Here is a 17,546-nt window from a genome sequence, read left to right on the forward strand (position 1 = left end):
TTTCATGGAAACCCTATTACAATCAAATTTCACAAATGTAACTGAAGGTCATGTCTTCTATCGATTCCAGGATGGAGAGGCTTATTTAGATCATTTGGTTTCTTTTATAAATACGGGATTAGATCGAAACGAGCAAATCCTAATTCTTGAGAGCATGAGAAACCTCCCCAAGATTAGTGCAATAATGAATTCGCTATTTACTGTTGAACAGCAATCCTCAATCCACTTAGTGAACAATTATGATTATTACATTTCAAATGGTGACTTTAACACACAAACCATTCTTGAGCATTTCGAAAAGGATCTACCCTGTTATAATAATAGTAATTCATCAATTCGGACCTGGGCTCACGTAGAATGGGTGTCCACTGAATCCAATGCCCAGTTAATTACGAACATTGAAGTCCTGGCAAATAATTTTGTTATACAGGAACGAATGGTTTCCGTTTGCGCATATTCTTCAGCCAGTTTATCTTCAAGCTTGAATGATGCACTTGAACAAGATCACAAATATATTATGTCGGATGATGATTTCTCTTTATCATCTTTATATGAGAAATAGGATTTCTCAAAAATACCAGGTGGTTATTCCCTCCTGGCATTTTTGACTTTCACTTTCCTATCATCTTCTAGATCAATATTAAAAAAAGCACCCTATTCAGGTGCTCGATCAAAATCCTATTCATTTTTCCTTTTTTCCAATGCTTTTACTAACTCTTCCCCCATCAACTCAGAGGAGAACGGGTCACGGCTAGTGACGATTTGATCATTCGCCCATACCGCATGTCCCGTTTTTTCAAGGTCTCCAGTTTCATAATTGCTTATTTTTCGCAACTCCTGCTCAAGGCTGAATGGCAGGATATCCAGTAGCCCTGCAGGCTCCATGACATCAGGATAACCGGTCACCTTTTTACTTGCAACAAAACTCTCACCATTTGGACGCTTCGCAAAAACCAATGGCGCTGGTCCATGGCATTCCGCTGCTACAATCCCGCCCTGGTCATAAATGCGATTCATAATCTGATGCAAATTCTCATCCTTTGCCAGGTCGTACATCGCACCATGGCCGCCAACAACAAGAACGACATCAAAATCAGCTGGATTCACGTCTGCAAGCTTTATTGTGTCATCGGCTTTTCCAGATTCATAAAGCTTCTTATAAGTACCATTCGGATCATAATCCTCACTAATACTCATCTGATCAATCACTGGCTTCCCTCCAAGCGGAGAGGCTAAATCAACCTGGTGTCCTGCCTTTTCTAAAAGCATCATCGGAGCAAATAATTCTTCTCCCCACCAGCCTGTTTCATAATTATTTTTCTCATCTTTATGTCCACTTGATAGTACTGCTAAAACTTTTGCCATTAAAATAACCTCCTCTTTTTCTGCACTGTGTTTATCTTCCCTTTATCCATACGATTTACACATAAGGTCATTTTTCAATGATTTCCTGTTTGAAAAGCTTGGTCAAATAAATATTACATTAAGATTGTGAGGACATTTTAATATTATTTGGATTAATGGCAAGTTAACAATTCACTGAGGATCATGGACAGGCCACATAAAAAAGGTAGCATCTGATCTCGTCCAGTGCATTCAATTCATTTTATCTTCCCCTTTTATTAAAACAGCTATTGCATATGTAGCAAAACTGAAAAATCCTATAACAATCGCAATAAATGAAATTATATTTTCCCCGAAAAATTGCTGTATAAAAAAACAAATCAATATGATTATCCAGCATACTATTGTTATGGATTTTTTCATTGTTTTTCCCCTTGTTTTTTTCTTCGTCATTCCTAAACAACAAGTCATTATCAATGCTATATTATTCTTGGTACGCTTCTTTATTTCCTTCTTGAGGTCCGCTATTATCAAATAGCGGATATGTCGCATTCGCATCACGTCAAAGTTCTTTGGGCTTTATCAATTGGGTGTATGTACAAACATAAAGAAATCCAGTTAAGTTATACTCTTAGTAAACTGAAGCACAAGATACGTCCCCATGCTTCACAAAAAAAGCGTACAGATCAATGTCTGTACGCTTTTTTCGTAATTATTTATTTACTTTCGATAAGAGTGTTAGGCTGTAGATTGCTGCTAGACCTACGAGGATATAGACCACTTTTGCGATCGGGCTGTCCATGCCTCCGAAGAGTCCACCGACTAGATCCCATTCAAATAAGCCGACCAAAAGCCAATTTAAACCGCCGACAATAAGCAATACTAATGATACCACATTCAAAGTTTTCATTATGACACCACCCATTGTATATTTTTTGTATAACCTTTCGAATTTATTATACAAAACCTATACAAAATAAGCAAATATTTATTATTATTTGATTTAAATCCTTATATCATAGGATTTTACATGTGTAATTTTTGTATAACTTATCTATAATGAGGAGTGGAGGTGTTAATTTTGTATAGCATTAAGCAAGTTTCGGAACAATTGGATATCCCTGCGGTCACAATCAGAGCCTGGGAAAATCGATACAACGTTGTAACTCCTACACGGACCGAGGGCGGACACCGTTTATATAATGAGAAAGATGTACAAACCCTTAAGTGGATCAAGACACAAGTACACGAAAAGAATATGAAAATCAGTGATGCCGTCCGTCTCTTGAAGGAAGAGGCTCCATCTCCTGTCGCACTTTCCCCTGAAGGTAATAAATACGAAGAGCTAAAAGAAAAGCTTTACCGTGCACTAATTAACCTTGATACCCATGAAGCGAACCAGATCGCTGACCTCACTTTTTCTTTGTATGATTATGAAGAGGTGTTTCAACAAATATTAGTTAAGGTTTTGTATAAGGTTGGGGATGAATGGGAGAATGGCTCCATCAGTGTAGCTCAAGAGCACTTCTCTTCACAGTTCATCATTAACCGCTGCACCCAGTTCATGAGGATTCTCCCGGTGAACCCGGCGCTCCCGAAAGTTATGGCATTTTGTCCAGAAGGCGAGCATCACCAAATTGGGTTGATGATATTCAGCCTATTTTTAAAGAAAAAGGGAAACGAAGTCATCTATTTAGGTCCTAATACCCCTCTTGAAGGATTAACCGATTTAATTAAAATGAAGAATATTTCCGTGGTGGCGATTTCCATGACAAACCCTGCCCCTGTCAAAAAGGTGGAAAGGTGGATTCAGTCATGTCTCGAAACGAATCCAGCTCTTAAATTCATTGTTGGTGGCAGCTGTATTCAGAAATGTTCAAAGCTTGATTCAAAATCCGTTTCCTACTCGCTCGGATTTGATTGGGATGAATGGTATGACTCATTCATGCACGGAAAAAAGGCCTGACCAGGTTGTCAGGCCTCTTTTTTATGTAATAATCGAAATTCCATTGTCCCTCTCTTTGCTTCCGCCTTTTTAAACTGTTTTTCCTTCTTTATAAGGTACGTCCCCACGCTTCTTTCTCTCTGTTCCAATCCCGTTAACATTTTTCCAGTCATCGGTTAATACAATTCTTGTAGAGGTGATTAAAGTGCCAAGAGTGAAATATGTCGATAGTGATGTTGCTTTAGTGGCTAGGATGATTAGGGCAGAAGCTGAAGGCGAAGGTCGACTCGGGATGATGATGGTTGGCAATGTTGTAGTAAACAGATTAAAAGCTAATTGTTTAGATTTCAAAGATTTAAGGACAATACCTCAAGTAATTTTTCAAATTCAAGGTGGGAATTATTCTTTTGAAGCAGTACAAAAGGGGAATGTATTTTACAACAGAGCAAGAAGTGTAGAAAAAAGATTAGCAAAACAAATCCTCGACTATTGGAGAGAACATCCTTCCAAGTATTCCCTTTGGTATTTCAATCCCTATGCTCCATGCCCGCCTACATGGTTCGGCCAACCATTTGCAGGCCAATTTAAACAACATTGCTTTTATGAACCAAAAGCGAATACATGTGATGGGGTATATATGGGGTAGAAGCAAAGGGACGTTCCCTTTGCTTCTTTTTTATGTCTGCTGTTCATTATAAAACATGAATTCCTACGATAAATCCACTTAATAAATTGAAGCAATAGATACGTCCCCGTGCTTACTTTTTGGGAATTTCACACCCATTTTCATCACACAGTTCGCCGTCCTGGCTGTTTAGAACTGTGATTTGATCTTCTGCGATGACTTTTGTCAGTGCCTGGACAAATGCTTCAGTCGGCTGGGCACCGGTGAGGGCGTACTTTTTATTGATGAGGAAGAATGGGACACCGGTGATGCGATACTGCTGTGCTGTTTGCTCATCGGCACGGACTTCATCTTCCATTTCATTGCTGGCGAGCATTTTCGCAACTGCTTCCCGGTCTAATCCAACTTCCACAGCTAATTCTGTTAAGGTATCATGATTACCGATATGTTTTGAATCGGTAAAATAAGCACGTAGGATGCGTTCAGTCATCTCATGCATCAACCCATGATTTTTAGCAAACATCGTTAACCGGTGAGCATCAAAGGTATTGGTTAAAATAACTGTATCCAGATGATACTCCAGCCCAGCTTCCTTCGCCATTTGTTCCATGTTTTGAAGGTTGCCTTTTGCCTGTTCGATACTCATTCCATATTTTTTCGCCAATAATTCCGGCATGTCTTCTTTTATATCTTTCCCCATTGTTGGATCCAATTCAAAGCATCGGTAAGTTACTTCGATTGGATGGTCAATCTGCTGAATAGCGTCCTCCAGACGCTTTTTGCCAATATAGCAGAATGGTCAAGCGTAGTCCGTCCACATTTCAATGTGCAACATGTAAATCACTCCTATCCAGTATTTCTACTATAGTATAGGTGTTAACCAAATAATTTACACGAGATTTGATTCGGGAGCCAAAACACTTTTATCATCATCCCTACAATCTATTGACCTCCATCAATTTTTCTCCTTCAAATGTCATTTTGTATACATCTGGTTTTGATAGTTGATGTAAAAAATCTAAATTGTATCGCCTATCAAAATACCCCATCATCAAGGTCATGACGGCTCCATGAGTGCCTATTGCCACTTTCCGCCCTTGGCAGCTCGTTAATATTTTTTTAAAAACCCTGATAGCCCGTTTTTGGCAATCCTTATTGGACTCCCCTCCTGGCAGCGCATATTCAGGATCTACGAAGGATTTCTCTAACAACGGAAATAACTCTTCATCGGAAAGCCGTTTGTCTCCTCCTGAAAAAACTCTCTCTTTAAGATCTTCAAAAGGTAACACCTTTTTCCCGGAAAGCTCAGCTAACTCCTGAATCGTCAGGATCGCTCTGCTGTATGGACTCGAAGCAAAAACCTCAATCTCTTCTTCTTTTAAAATCTCCGTTATTTCCTTGGCATCTCGCTTTCCTTTTTCCGTTAACCCTCTCGTTCTTTCATTTTCGCCTGTTTTAGGTGAATCACCATGTCTCACAAGGTATACAAAAGTTTGCATGCTGTTCCTCCAGCTTATTTCCACTATGTAAAAGTAGTTTTATATAGTGATTCAACAAGATGACCAAATTACCCTTTTCGATAAAAAAAGAAGCCTTATCCTCCAAGGCTTCAATAAAATGTATATTAGTGCACCCGGATTTCCTCATAAAAATCTTCATCGTGATGAACTCGAGTATGCTTTGATTCAATCCGTTCAAATTCATCCATTTCCATCCCATGATATGAAGCGCCCATCCACCAGTTCTTAAATTCAAAAATTAAATCGGATAACATCATGATTCCTCCCAATAGGGTTAATGGATTGATTGCGCTTTCATTATATCATGTGAATAATTTCACGTGAATACTTTCACATAATAGACAAAATAGCAAAATTTTACTGAAAATATAATCCAACCCCAATAGATTTACCGGTCTAACGTAAAACTTTCAAAGCTGCTATTTAAATATCCTTTTGAACTCTATTAAAACATTCACAAATTAGACAAAACTCTTATGCTTTCACCATGTCCTTTCCCCCTCCTTTTCCTTATATAGACTGTGAAAGGGTGGTGCATTAAAATGACGATTAAATCAGGTGTCATTGAAGGATTTGAACAATATTCACAGTTTGCTGCTTTAGGAGAGTTCAACAGCCATTTGGAAATGTGGATGGTGGAATACAAAAAGGAATTCACGAAGGGAGAATTAGTTGGTTTGAAACGCCTCGCTCGTTTTTCCGCTAAGGTTCCAGGAGTATGCAATGCAAAGATTGGCACGGTATTAAAGGCGATTCATGAGGAATATAAGGATTTGGGAATCTCCCGCTCTACTTTTAAACGCATGATCATCAAAGCAAGTAAAATCGGGATCTTCACTGTATATGAAACAGAACGTAAAAACGGCTCACAATCAAGCAATCTTTATGTGTTCAATCGGTTCAATAATAATAACGAACCACCTAAGAAGGAAATAATGAACCACCATAATAAAACTATCAGTCTTTTAAAAACTAACATTAAAAAGAATAATAAACGTGAACAAACAGCTCCTTCAGAACAAATAGCTCAACCTGTAGAAAAAGCAACAAGACCTGAAAAAACCATAGCTACAGCTCTTGAAAAAGCACCAGAAGACCATCTATTTGTAAATGACAGAATTCCGAAACCCTTTGTCGAATTGGTAAAATACTTTTTCCCCACTGCAAAAGCCATTGAAGAATTCTGGAGAATGACAACCATAGCTGCCTACCGCAACAATCTCGAAAATGTTGAGGAAACTAAATTATCCGTATCACTCGACTCGTTCAAACAACTTGTCCGTAAGTTAAAATTAAAAACACCAGTCAACAATCCAATCGCCTATTATACCGGAATCCTGAACAAAAAGTTCCAGGAGATCTATTTTAAGGAGCTATTTGAGATGGGATTTTGCAGCTCTGTAGAAAAGGAGGAGCAAAGGGACGTACCCGTTGCTTCTTTAGAAAACTGGTGCTCAGTACAGAATATTGAATACCGGAGAAAAATCCATTAAAAAAAAGAAGCATAAGGAACGTCCCTATGCTTCGGCCTCCCTGCCCTTTCACCTAAAACCGTTACGAGTATTTACGAAATTCCGAAAAGGAACTAACATAGTTAAAAGAATGTTATTTTTATACAATCTTTCTTTAAAATACTTTGGCGAGCTTTAATGATCCATAGGACTATTTGTAGAAACATAAAATGTGTCTGACTTTAGATTTTGTTAAAATGGAGGCTGAAATGGATAATATCGATAAAAGAAATCGTTTGAAAGAAGAACCTTTTAGTTATCGGGTAAGTAAAAACAATACCATATTTCTCGACTATTACGGAAATCAGGTAAAAATTCTGAAAGGCAAAGAAGCGGAGAAATTCTTAGAAAAATTGAATGGTGCGGCGGATACTCAGGCAGCACAATTAATCATGGCCAAGGTAACCGGGAATTTCAAAAGAGGAAATGAACGGGATGGCAGCAAAAAGAAATAAAATTGATCACTATACGGTAAGGTTGTGAATAACAATGCATGAGAAAAAAGTTGCGGTAAGCTGGAGCGGCGGAAAAGATTGTTGCCTTGCTTTACATCGAATGCTGCAAGAAAACAAGAATGTCGCTTGTCTAGTGTCGATGGTTTCTGAAAAAGATGCCAGGAATCATGCCCATGGGATAAAACTAGAAATCTTAAGATTACAGGCGGAAGCTCTGGGATTGCCATTGATTTTAGTGGATTCTGCAGGTGATTATGAACGGTCTTTGATTCATTCGCTTACCCAATTAAAGGACCAGTATGGTATTGAGGAGATTGCATTTGGCAGTTTATATGCCGGTGAAGATCGAAAATGGAATGAAGAGGTTGGGTATAAATCTGGGCTGGCTCCCCTATTTCCTGTATGGATTTCTCCAGAGGAATCATCAAAGCTCCTGAAGGATTTTATCTCACTCGGTTTCTCAGCGGTAGTTTGTCGTGCTTCTGTTAAAAATTTTGATCGTACCTGGCCCGGTAGAATGCTTGACTTGAGCTTTTTCGAAGAAATCCAGAAGCAAGACATATGTGTAATGGGCGAATTCGGAGAATATCACACATTCGTATTAGACGGACCGATTTTTCAAAAGAAAGTGAGTTTAACAGAATCCAGAGTTGTTTGGAATTCTGGACTTTGGTCATTAGATATTAGTCAGTGCCAGTTAGTTGAGAAATGATGGCATACCTCTATTAAATTGACTCCTAATAAAAAACGATTAAGGACGATTACAAGTTCCGCTTTTTCCACAACTTTATATCCTAATCAAATCGACCTTGGTTTTTCTACAGAAGTGGTTAAATGGCCAAGAGCTGGAAATCCATTGAAAGATTCTATTATAAAAAAGAAAGTAAAAGGACACATAAAATATAAGAAAATTGGAACGATAAAAGGAGGAAACTTGTTTTTTAAAGGATGAATGAATAGTGGACGGACGCCGTATAAAAGAATTCGATGAAATTGTGAAAATGGGAAAAGAAGGTCAGGAAGCATTAAATCATTATTGGATGGATTACGCACTTTATACTTCGTTAGAATATTGGATTATGGTTATGCTTCTAATTGCTCCTTTAATTATTCTATTTTTCAAAATTGATAAAAGTAAAATTTTTTTCATGGGCTTTTTCGGGTACAGTATACATATGATTTTCGGATATATCGACTTGTTCAGTAGGAATTTAGGGTTAGTAAATTATCCTTTTCCGGTTATTCCGATGCTACCGGGTTTGTCCATTGATTCAAGTTTCGTTCCTGTTACTTTTATGCTCGTTTATCAATGGACATTAAATCATCAAAAAAATTACTATATCTATATGGTGTTGACTTCGGCCATTCTGGCATTTGCATTCAAGCCCCTTCTAGTAGGTCTGGGGCTATTCAAACTATATGGTAACACAAATTATTTTTATCTATTTGTTTGTTATCTTATTGTAATAGTACTTGCTAAGTTCTTTACAAATGTTTTCTTATGGATGGAAAAGAAATTTAATAACAAAATGAAATCAAGCTAAATGGATCAAGTAAACTAAAAACCTTGCGATTGAAATAATCGCCCTTTCTTCTGGGGTGCGAATTGGTTAATAACATGGAATAATATAAAAAAGCCAGGACCCACTATTCAAGCAGTGTCCTGGCGTTATTTAAAGTGATCATCCTATTCACCATGCAAAAGCGGAATATCCACATTCACTCCCAGACGAGTCAATATCTTCCCAAGTGTCTCAAGCCCTGATTTAGGGTTGATTTTAGTCTCCAAATAATAGACGTCACCTGTATTTTGGGATTGATAAGTATGAAGCTGTGCAAACGGTCTGTTATCAGGATGGATCGGCTGCAATGCAATCGCATAGCGTTTTCCATTATCAGTTGAACCAAGAACAATTCCCTCTTTCACAAGAGCATGAAGAGGCAGATTGCGTTCCTCCATCCATCTAAGTGCTTCCTTCCAAATAGCAGGTACACTTTCACCGCGAATCACTCCACTGCTATTCCCTTGCTTTACATTCACATATAAGGATTCCCACTTTTTATAACTCTTCCGACTTTCGTTAAAATGGTCCTCGTCACTCACAACTGCTCTATCATTCAGCTTGGCTTTAAGCTGCTCAAACAGCTTTTCGACCGTCCCGATCCCAACATTCTCGTACTTTGCCAGGATCACAAGCTCCTTCGGCAGCTGTCCGACAGTTTCAATCTGGTCTTCATTTAGCTGCCTCAACAGACTTGGAATACCAGTGAATTCATCAGAAGTCAACGGCACCTTCGATAATTCTTCCGTTACGACTAGATGATTCGCTTTGTAAAAGAAGAACAGTTCTCCAGGCCTTTTCAAGGTAAGATTCCTGCGTGCTTTTTCCTCTTCGATAAACGTATACAGCTCCTCGAACAGCTGCTCATCATTCTTCTCACTGTAACGCTTCACATTTTTATAAAGACCTTCAAGATTGTTCGGCAGCTCGCTCATGATCCGCGCTTCCTGCTCGGCTCCAAGTCGAATGAGGAAAGTCTCAGATTTATCAAATCGCTGTGGTAAAAGAAAAGCGTCCCGCAGGAAATAGGGAACATCAAGCTTCCGCCCTTTATAAGAAATCGATCGGATCGGCGTAAAGCCCGGTGTTTCCTGTACCTCGACAACTGGAGCTTCCACAGCAGCAGCCGCTTCTTGCTTCGATGTTTCCTCTGCTGGTTTTTGCCCCGAATTCTTCAGCAGCTCCTCCAGTCCTTTCAGCCTGACTTCTAGCTCAGACATATCAAACACCTTTTCCACCTGTGGTGATGGATCCTGGTATTCAGGAACGATGACATCAACAGGACCATACACCTCAACATACCATCGAACGATCCTGTATAAAGCCTCCCATGATAAAAGAGCCTCTGAATAGCGGAACATCCTCGAGTCATGTGCCGCCTGGTTCCCTAGTCTCCTCACCAAGTGAAGAGCATCGCGAATATTAGGAATCAGATACCCGTTATCATTCAGCATATCCAGCCGTTCTTTTAAATTCGTTCGCGGATCTTCAACAAGTTCCTCTGCAAGGCTGACCTGCTGCAAAATATTTTCAACAAAAACCCTGGAGTGCGTAAGCATTGTCCTCGGGCTAGTAAAAATACTGTTCTCTAATTCCTTCGCCAGCAGCGCCAGCTCCTTGGAAATCGGCTCTAAAAATTGATAGAAATATGTATTTGTGTTCATCCTTAATCCCCCGGATAATAGTCTACATAAATTTTATCATAAGATTAATAGAAAAGATGATGGTAGCAGAAACTGGCAGACAATAAGAAAAAACCTCCCAACATTGAGAGGTTCGCAATTACGCATATCGAATTCCAGCAGCCTTCACTTTATTAATATCACCAGAACTGCAAGGAGTCACTCCGTAAGTCATGCCACATTCAGGACAGTCCATTACCACCGTTTCCAGAATAAACATCTCACCGCATTCACAAACGATGTTATGAGCTATCTTTGGAGCAAGATCCTTCTTCCCTTTACTTTTTACATGGTCAACAATTGCCTTGCCATCTTGCAGACGTGAACAGCCACAACTCATGATCAAAAACTCCTTTATGCCATTAATAATGTCTTAAATTATTTTAAAAATAGCATAAAGAATCACAGGATAATATGTGAAAAGTCACACAGAAGCAGAGGGACGTATCCTTTGCTCTTTCTCACAAGATGCCGCTGAACTGCATCAAAGTATGGGTTTTCTATACTAATTAGAAGCACGAGAAGCATCCCCTTGCTTCGGTTTATTCAATTTATTTCGAAGCACTTTTAACTGTTTCATTAATTGCTCATATTCTTCAAACTCGATATTGCATGTTTTTAATTCTGCGGCGATTTTTTGCACGATTGCCTGTTTCTCTTCGATTGCTTTAGGTTGAAGAGAAATACTCACTTTTCTTTCATCTATTGCAGACCTTTCCTTTTTCACCCAGCCGTTCGCTTCCATTCTTTTGATCATGGGGGTCAAAGTGCCTGTGCCTAAGTTTAACTTTTCTCCAAGCTCTTTTGCGGTAAGATCATTTTTCTCCCACAGCGCCAATAGCACTAAATACTGCGGATAGGTCAGCCCGAAGGAATCGAGCGCTTTAGTGTACAATTTGTTAAACTGGCTTCCTGCTTCATAGACAGCAAAACACAGTTGATTTTCCAGAGTTAAAAAATCATTCAAATGACTCATCCTTCATTAAGATTGAATTAGTTTGGCGATATCCTTCTCAATTTTACCCGGTTCTGTCGTTGGAGCATAGCGTTTTACCACTTCCCCATTTTGATCAATAAGGAACTTCGTAAAATTCCATTTAATATCCTTAGACAGGAGACCGCTTTTTTGATTTTTCAAGTAAGTAAATAGAGGGTCTTCGTCTTCACCATTCACATCAATTTTTGCAAACATAGGAAAAGAGACACCGTAATTCAGCTGGCAAAACTGTGTTGTCTCCTCAATATCATCAAACTCCTGGTTGTTAAACTGGCTGCATGGAAATCCGAGTATTTCAAAACCTTCATTCTGATATTTATCATACAGCTCCTGCAGACCTTTAAACTGATCCGTCAATCCGCATTTACTCGCAGTATTAACGATTAACATAGGCTTTCCTTCGAAATCCCTGATTGCTTTACTTTCACCATTCGGTTTTTTAACTGTAAAATCATATATTCTTGTCATCATTATGTCCTCCTCTGTTTTGTTAAAACCCGATATTTATATCGTGCACGATTTAATCGTACCAGATTTTATTTTTTGTTTCAAATCTTAATGCTCCGTCAGTTTTGAGCAAAAAAATAAAGGTAATGCAATCACTGCATTACCTTTCATATCCTTCAGGAGCAGTAATCATATTACCTCTTCATAAACACATTCCCTTTGAGAGATTATATTCCCAATCGTATCTCTAACGCTTCTCATCAACCTTTTTTAGAAAATCACGAATTACCTGCAGATACTCCTCTGGCTCTTCCACATAAGGCATATGTGCACTGTTCTCAAACACCTGTAATTCGGAATTAGGTGTCACGCTGCTGTAATACTCAGTTGTCTCAGGAGTAGCCTCATCATAGCGGCCGCATGTATAAAGCGTTGGACAGTCAATCTCCTTAAGCTGAGAAGTACAATCAAATGTCTTCAAATTCCCAAGCACCGTAAATTCAGAAGGACCCCACATCGTCTGGTACACCTCTGGATTCCTCATACCTGCGCCTGCCTTCAGCCATTCAAAGTCAGGCTCTCCGCGGAAAACAAACTCCTTGCTAAAAGCCGCAATGGCGTCCTTAAATTCCTGTGAATCAGTCGTTCCTTCTTCCTCACAGCGTCTGATTGTCTCCTGCACTTCAGCGGGCAGCTTCGCAATATTCCGCTTCTGATCCTCTTCCCATAAAGGAGCACTCAAACAAGGACTAGAGAATATCACACTCTTCACACCACTCGGCTTCGTAAGCAAATAAGCAGCTGCAAGCGTCGTACCCCATGAATGACCTAGGATATGCACTTCATCGAGCTTTAACGTCTCTCTCACCTGGCCAAGCTCCTCAACAAACCGGTCAATATTCCAAAGTGAAGTGTCAGTCGGTCGATCCGATTTCCCGCAGCCCAATTGATCATACATAATGACCGGACGATCCTCGCCAAGCGCTTTTAACCCTTTCAATGAATAAGTCGATGAACCTGGTCCTCCATGTAAAATAATCACTGGCGTTCCTGTCGCTTCTGGATTATAAATTTCGTAGTAGACTTTTCCTCCCGTTACTTCAACAAAGCCATCTTGGTACATTCCAATATCCCCCTTATGTATAACTATCTATGATTATACTTCTTTTGCATATTGAACCGCTTTCTTTTTGGTAAAAGAAGTGATAAAAACCCCGATAAAAACGAGACAGCCCCCAATAATTTGCGGAAGAGTAATAACCTCATCGAGAACAAGGAATGCTGCAATCGAACCAAATACAGGAATCAAATTCAATGAGATCGACGCCTTGGACGGACCTATCAAAGCAACGGCACGATTCCATAACAAAAACGAACAGATAGATGGGAAAATCCCAATGTAAATAAGAGCACTCCAATCAGTTATTGAAGGCGTTTCAACCGGAACAATCGACAGCTCAATAGCGACAGGAAGAATCATCACCACAAAACCAATCGCCAAGGTGAAGCCAAAAATCGCCATCGAAGGCAATTTACCAGAAATCTTTCTGATAAAAATAGAATATAAAGCCCATGAGATCACAGCCAGTACCATGATCAAATCTCCAATATTAAAATGCAAATCCATCAATCTATCATATGAGCCCTGCGTGATGACAAAGAGCACACCAATAAAGGAAACCGCCATCGACACCCAGTATTTCAACTCCATTTTCTCTCCTAGCAAAAGCGCAGATAAAAGGAAGATGAACATAGGACTCGTGCTGTTCAGCAGGGTGGCATTGATGGCCGATGTGTAATGGACCGCCCAATAAATCAACAGATTAAAACCAATCACTCCTGTTACCGCCAGGAATAACAACAGCTTAAAATTCTCCCTAAAAACAGTCATATCCCGCTTGAAAAGCCTTATGATCACCGGTGACATAATCAGAACTCCAATGGTCAATCGAATGAACGAAATCGTCACTGGTGGAAGAGAAGCCGCAAGGAACTTACCAGCTACTGCATTCCCACCCCAGAATAGGGCCGCTCCAACCAGAAGTAAATATGGGACGTTGCCAAATCTCTGAATCAATATGTACTCCCCCCTAGAAGCAAAGGGACGTACCCTTTGCTCCTTCTCCAAAGAATTAACTGCATTGTTACTACTATTGTAAATGAAATGGCATCTAAGGGGTACAGGTTAATCGAGGAGGATAATTTTTAATTTCTTACTAATAGACTCCACCCCTATTATGAACCAGAAGCTAAGGGACGTATCTTTTGCTCTTTCTCCCAGATGCCATAGAACTGCATTATTGCCTATGATTTCTAAACTAATTAGAAGCCCGGGATACGTCCCCGTGCTTCTTTGATGATTTAATTTTCAATGACAATTTCTCCTTCACCTTTTGGTGTTTCGAAACCAATCAGATAGGAATTTAAGATTTCTTCAGTTATGGGGAATGAATTAGCGTCAAAACGTTTGTTCCTTATTTTTAGCCGTTCGCGCAAATCATCAGGATGAACCTTTATATAAATGAGTTTCCATTTTCCGCCGGCCTGTTCAACGAGTTGTTTATACTGGTCCCTGTTTGCGCGCTGCCAAAAACTGAAGTCAATTACCACTTGTTTTTTATCTTGAATCAATTTAACTAAAAGATCTCGCAATTTTCTTTCTGCTTCCTTCTTATACTCTTCAATCTTTTCCATTGGGAAGTCAAGACCATAACGACCATGTGTTGCCCATATTTCTTCGTCGATTGAAAGACGTACAAATCCTTGTTTTTCTAATTGCTGTGAGAATGTCGTCTTCCCAGAACCAGCTACACCACACATCATCACAACTAGCGGAGTAAGGTCATCTTTTTCCTCATAAATGAAGTCAAAATCAGACGGTTCGAACAAAAATATCCCCCCATTTTTTAAATCATAATTCTTATAAAGTTCTGTACCAAACTGAATCAGACTTGAATAAACCCTTCCCGCAAACCATTTCGCAAAAACGGACTCGGTTCCCCTACGCTGTATAGCTGCAGATAATGCATCGCTCTGGTGCACGCGGTGTAGAATACTCTCCGCAGGCTCTCATCACCATACACACTCTCCGATGCATCATAAATGATGACGGCATCGAATTCGATGCCCTTGGACAAATACGACGGTATGACAACGACTCCTTGTTCATATTCTATCGAGCCGCTCTTTATGAGTTTAATATCATCGATGTTGGACAAGGACTCGTAGGCACGTATACTTTCCTCAGCAGATTTGCATATGATCGCAATACTTTGGTAACCAAGGATTCGCAAATCTGCGACTTTGGAGGCAATGTGGCTGTGCAGTTCTGTGTGATGTGCCAATTGTGTCAGCACGGGGCGCTCACTTTCGCGTTGAAAAGGGATAATCCTTTCACCGTTCGGAACGAGACTTCGTGTTAATTCGATGATTGGTTTTGTCGACCTGTAGCTCCGTACCATATTAATCACTTCGGTTTCATCCAATCCGTACAAGCTTGTAAGTGTATGAAAATCCACCATTTCGCTGGCATGGGCGAAGATCGCCTGATTAAAGTCGCCAAGCACGGTCATTCTTGCCGCTGGAAACAAACGCTTCAAAAATTCGAATTGAAATGGTGAATAATCCTGTGCCTCATCAACAACGATATGTTTGATCGAACTGTTCGTCTGAAAGCCTAACATCAGCTCTTTCATTAACAGAAACGGAGTAGCATCTTCATAAAATAGTTTTCCTTCATCAAGCATTCCCACTGTAGATCGGCAAATATCATGCCATTCCTTTGGTACTTCCCGGTCCATCCACTTTTTGTCAGACTCAGTAAAAAACTGCTTATAGATCTCTTTAATGTTGACGAAAAGATATGTCTTGATCCGTTTTCTCAAAGGCTTTAACTTCTGGCGAACAATCAAACGGGCTAGCGCTTCATCCTCGATTTCATAATCATGAATCGCCTCTCCACTAAAGCCGCGTTTTTTCGCCAAGTGGGTATATGCCTTATGATATTCCTCATCGCTAAGCAGCTCAATTTCCTCCTGAACCCATGGCTTCTTCCGTTCGAGCTTCTCTGCTTCATCTATTTTCTTGATTAGCCAATCCTTTAATTTTTCAAGTCTGCTATGAAAACGGAGCGAGGTGTCGCTGCTATAAAATCTGTCTGCTATTTGTTCGGATGTAACAATCGGCTCTCCTCTAAAGTTTATGTTCTTGAATAACATTCCGGAAAACTCAAGCGACTTCCTGTATAATTGAATCGCTTCAAAGAAATCAACAGATGCCTTGAACTTGATGCTGGCAACCCTCGACTTGTAAGACGGTGTATTCACTGCAGTTAAAACATATTCCAATTGATCGTATGGGTTTTCAACTTGAAACTCTTTACTCAGGCGATGGTCCAAGTACTGCTGAAATGTGACCTGCTGCATATTCTCTTCTCCAAGTTCAGGCAACACATTCGACACATAACTGTTAAACATCGAATTAGGCGAAAAAAGAATAATTTGATCCGCATTCAGATGATCCCGATATTTGTAGAGTAAATAAGCAATCCGCTGCAATGCAGCAGATGTCTTGCCGCTGCCGGCGGCACCGTGAACAATGAGCAGCCTTCCGCGATCGTGACGGATGATCCTGTTTTGCTCCTGCTGAATAGTCGCAACGATATTATGCATTTGTTTGTCAGTACCTTTACCAAGAACCTGCTGTAAAATCTCGTCTCCTATCGTCAGACTCGTATCGAACATTGATTGAAGAACGCCGCCGCGTATAAGATATTGCCACTTTTTCTCTAATTCGCCCTGGACTATGCCCCCGGGTGTTGTATACATAGCCGGACCTGGCTGGTAATCGTAGTAGACACTTGATACGGGAGCCCTCCAGTCGTAGATCAGGAAATCTTCGCCACTGGGATCAGTTAACGAGGAGATACCAATGTAGATTTGTTCTGGAGTGGAAGTACCTGCTTCCTTAAAATCAATCCGCCCGAAGTACGGAATTTCCTGCATTCGACGCAGCGTGGCCAAACGCTTGGATGCATGTCTGTGAGTACTCTGGCTTACTGAAAGAGCTTGTGCTTCCTGCCTCAAGCCGATGATGGTCTCAAGGAAATCATCAAATGTATCTGTATTCACTTTGACTTCATCCCAAAAATGCCTGCGAATCTGGACAACCTCATTCCTGCGTCTGGCCGTTTCCTCCTCCAATCGGTTCATATCGTCCTTAATGGTCCCCATAACCTTGTTCACTCGTTTTTGCTCCTGCTTAAATTCCGAATTCATAGCAACACCCCCAAATTTTTTTATATAAGAGTTGACTTACGAATCAATTTCGTTGTATAATTAAAATAAGGATAATTATAATTAATGTTAATTACACAACGTATATCTATATAAATTTACCACAGGATTGGATTTATTTCAATGTAATTCTGTGATTCTAGCTATATAAAAAGAGCAGTATT

The 17,546-nt window shown here is 39.9% G+C and carries 20 protein-coding genes; 7 read left to right on the forward strand and 13 right to left on the reverse strand.

The window, feature by feature from the left end:
- Positions 1 to 4 precede the first annotated feature (4 nt).
- The gene (locus V7201_RS15240) at positions 5 to 562 is read left to right on the forward strand and encodes an MEDS domain-containing protein (protein ID WP_335377601.1); all 558 of its coding nucleotides are present in this window, start codon (positions 5 to 7) and stop codon (positions 560 to 562) included.
- Positions 563 to 678: 116 nt separating this feature from the next.
- Here the strand turns inward: V7201_RS15240 and V7201_RS15245 are convergent, their stop codons facing one another.
- Positions 679 to 1,365, reverse strand: a complete 687-nt coding sequence (locus V7201_RS15245; protein ID WP_335377602.1) for a type 1 glutamine amidotransferase domain-containing protein — start codon at positions 1,363 to 1,365, stop codon at positions 679 to 681.
- A 691-nt stretch (positions 1,366 to 2,056) separates the two neighbouring features.
- Positions 2,057 to 2,254, reverse strand: a complete 198-nt coding sequence (locus tag V7201_RS15250) for a DUF378 domain-containing protein (RefSeq protein ID WP_335377603.1) — start codon at positions 2,252 to 2,254, stop codon at positions 2,057 to 2,059.
- 171 nt (positions 2,255 to 2,425) lie between these two features.
- Between V7201_RS15250 and V7201_RS15255 the strand changes: the two genes are divergently transcribed.
- Positions 2,426 to 3,310, forward strand: a complete 885-nt coding sequence (locus tag V7201_RS15255; RefSeq protein ID WP_335377604.1) for a MerR family transcriptional regulator — start codon at positions 2,426 to 2,428, stop codon at positions 3,308 to 3,310.
- Between the two features lie 184 nt (positions 3,311 to 3,494).
- Entirely contained in the window at positions 3,495 to 3,935 is a 441-nt protein-coding gene (locus V7201_RS15260; protein ID WP_335377605.1) for a cell wall hydrolase, read from the forward strand.
- 112 nt (positions 3,936 to 4,047) lie between these two features.
- Here V7201_RS15260 and V7201_RS15265 read toward each other — a convergent pair whose 3' ends face one another.
- From V7201_RS15265 to V7201_RS15275, 3 genes are all read right to left on the reverse strand, one after another.
- Positions 4,048 to 4,701: a DsbA family oxidoreductase gene (locus V7201_RS15265; protein ID WP_335377652.1), complete on the reverse strand. Its 654-nt coding sequence runs from the start codon at positions 4,699 to 4,701 to the stop codon at positions 4,048 to 4,050.
- A 148-nt stretch (positions 4,702 to 4,849) separates the two neighbouring features.
- Positions 4,850 to 5,413 carry a histidine phosphatase family protein gene (locus V7201_RS15270; protein ID WP_335377606.1) on the reverse strand — a complete coding sequence of 188 codons (564 nt, stop codon included), beginning with the start codon at positions 5,411 to 5,413 and terminating at the stop codon, positions 4,850 to 4,852.
- A 125-nt stretch (positions 5,414 to 5,538) separates the two neighbouring features.
- On the reverse strand, positions 5,539 to 5,691 hold the full coding sequence (locus V7201_RS15275) for a hypothetical protein (RefSeq protein ID WP_335377607.1): 153 nt from the start codon (positions 5,689 to 5,691) through the stop codon (positions 5,539 to 5,541).
- A 285-nt stretch (positions 5,692 to 5,976) separates the two neighbouring features.
- Between V7201_RS15275 and V7201_RS15280 the strand changes: the two genes are divergently transcribed.
- From V7201_RS15280 to V7201_RS15295, 4 genes are all read left to right on the forward strand, one after another.
- Positions 5,977 to 6,927: a hypothetical protein gene (locus tag V7201_RS15280; protein WP_335377608.1), complete on the forward strand. Its 951-nt coding sequence runs from the start codon at positions 5,977 to 5,979 to the stop codon at positions 6,925 to 6,927.
- 227 nt (positions 6,928 to 7,154) lie between these two features.
- A complete protein-coding gene (locus V7201_RS15285) occupies positions 7,155 to 7,400 on the forward strand; it encodes a hypothetical protein (RefSeq protein ID WP_335377609.1) in 246 nt (81 codons plus the stop codon).
- A 34-nt stretch (positions 7,401 to 7,434) separates the two neighbouring features.
- Positions 7,435 to 8,112 carry a diphthine--ammonia ligase gene (locus tag V7201_RS15290; RefSeq protein WP_335377610.1) on the forward strand — a complete coding sequence of 226 codons (678 nt, stop codon included), beginning with the start codon at positions 7,435 to 7,437 and terminating at the stop codon, positions 8,110 to 8,112.
- 247 nt (positions 8,113 to 8,359) lie between these two features.
- The gene (locus V7201_RS15295) at positions 8,360 to 8,944 is read left to right on the forward strand and encodes a hypothetical protein (protein ID WP_335377611.1); all 585 of its coding nucleotides are present in this window, start codon (positions 8,360 to 8,362) and stop codon (positions 8,942 to 8,944) included.
- Between the two features lie 143 nt (positions 8,945 to 9,087).
- Here V7201_RS15295 and V7201_RS15300 read toward each other — a convergent pair whose 3' ends face one another.
- From V7201_RS15300 to helD, 8 genes are all read right to left on the reverse strand, one after another.
- Positions 9,088 to 10,626, reverse strand: a complete 1,539-nt coding sequence (locus V7201_RS15300) for a DUF4145 domain-containing protein (RefSeq protein WP_335377612.1) — start codon at positions 10,624 to 10,626, stop codon at positions 9,088 to 9,090.
- Between the two features lie 118 nt (positions 10,627 to 10,744).
- Positions 10,745 to 10,984 carry a hypothetical protein gene (locus V7201_RS15305; protein WP_335377613.1) on the reverse strand — a complete coding sequence of 80 codons (240 nt, stop codon included), beginning with the start codon at positions 10,982 to 10,984 and terminating at the stop codon, positions 10,745 to 10,747.
- A 165-nt stretch (positions 10,985 to 11,149) separates the two neighbouring features.
- Positions 11,150 to 11,611: a MarR family winged helix-turn-helix transcriptional regulator gene (locus tag V7201_RS15310; protein ID WP_335377614.1), complete on the reverse strand. Its 462-nt coding sequence runs from the start codon at positions 11,609 to 11,611 to the stop codon at positions 11,150 to 11,152.
- Positions 11,612 to 11,626: 15 nt separating this feature from the next.
- Positions 11,627 to 12,109 carry a glutathione peroxidase gene (locus V7201_RS15315; RefSeq protein ID WP_335377653.1) on the reverse strand — a complete coding sequence of 161 codons (483 nt, stop codon included), beginning with the start codon at positions 12,107 to 12,109 and terminating at the stop codon, positions 11,627 to 11,629.
- A 226-nt stretch (positions 12,110 to 12,335) separates the two neighbouring features.
- On the reverse strand, positions 12,336 to 13,211 hold the full coding sequence (locus tag V7201_RS15320) for a proline iminopeptidase-family hydrolase (protein WP_335377615.1): 876 nt from the start codon (positions 13,209 to 13,211) through the stop codon (positions 12,336 to 12,338).
- 33 nt (positions 13,212 to 13,244) lie between these two features.
- On the reverse strand, positions 13,245 to 14,165 hold the full coding sequence (locus V7201_RS15325; RefSeq protein ID WP_335377616.1) for a DMT family transporter: 921 nt from the start codon (positions 14,163 to 14,165) through the stop codon (positions 13,245 to 13,247).
- Positions 14,166 to 14,449: 284 nt separating this feature from the next.
- Positions 14,450 to 14,977 (reverse strand): AAA family ATPase, encoded by a 528-nt coding sequence (locus V7201_RS15330; protein WP_335377617.1) that lies wholly within the window; start codon positions 14,975 to 14,977, stop codon positions 14,450 to 14,452.
- Positions 14,978 to 15,033: 56 nt separating this feature from the next.
- Positions 15,034 to 17,364: an RNA polymerase recycling motor HelD gene (gene helD / locus V7201_RS15335; RefSeq protein WP_335377618.1), complete on the reverse strand. Its 2,331-nt coding sequence runs from the start codon at positions 17,362 to 17,364 to the stop codon at positions 15,034 to 15,036.
- Between the last annotated feature and the right edge of the window lie 182 nt (positions 17,365 to 17,546).

Origin of the sequence: Bacillus sp. JJ1122, from assembly GCF_036964885.1 — a bacterium.
Taxonomy (GTDB): Bacteria; Bacillota; Bacilli; order Bacillales; family Cytobacillaceae; genus Mesobacillus.

Bases quoted from the DNA above. Each gene is read 5' to 3' on its own strand.
- V7201_RS15300 (WP_335377612.1), bottom strand. From the start codon at position 10,626: ATGAACACAAATACATATTTCTATCAATTTTTAGAGCCGATTTCCAAG.
- V7201_RS15245 (WP_335377602.1), bottom strand. From the start codon at position 1,365: ATGGCAAAAGTTTTAGCAGTACTATCAAGTGGACATAAAGATGAGAAA.
- V7201_RS15290 (WP_335377610.1), top strand. From the start codon at position 7,435: ATGCATGAGAAAAAAGTTGCGGTAAGCTGGAGCGGCGGAAAAGATTGT.
- V7201_RS15275 (WP_335377607.1), bottom strand. From the start codon at position 5,691: ATGATGTTATCCGATTTAATTTTTGAATTTAAGAACTGGTGGATGGGC.
- V7201_RS15305 (WP_335377613.1), bottom strand. From the start codon at position 10,984: ATGAGTTGTGGCTGTTCACGTCTGCAAGATGGCAAGGCAATTGTTGAC.
- V7201_RS15240 (WP_335377601.1), top strand. From the start codon at position 5: ATGGAAACCCTATTACAATCAAATTTCACAAATGTAACTGAAGGTCAT.
- V7201_RS15320 (WP_335377615.1), bottom strand. From the start codon at position 13,211: ATGTACCAAGATGGCTTTGTTGAAGTAACGGGAGGAAAAGTCTACTAC.
- V7201_RS15250 (WP_335377603.1), bottom strand. From the start codon at position 2,254: ATGAAAACTTTGAATGTGGTATCATTAGTATTGCTTATTGTCGGCGGT.
- V7201_RS15285 (WP_335377609.1), top strand. From the start codon at position 7,155: ATGGATAATATCGATAAAAGAAATCGTTTGAAAGAAGAACCTTTTAGT.
- V7201_RS15270 (WP_335377606.1), bottom strand. From the start codon at position 5,413: ATGCAAACTTTTGTATACCTTGTGAGACATGGTGATTCACCTAAAACA.
- helD (WP_335377618.1), bottom strand. From the start codon at position 17,364: ATGAATTCGGAATTTAAGCAGGAGCAAAAACGAGTGAACAAGGTTATG.
- V7201_RS15280 (WP_335377608.1), top strand. From the start codon at position 5,977: ATGACGATTAAATCAGGTGTCATTGAAGGATTTGAACAATATTCACAG.
- V7201_RS15315 (WP_335377653.1), bottom strand. From the start codon at position 12,109: ATGACAAGAATATATGATTTTACAGTTAAAAAACCGAATGGTGAAAGT.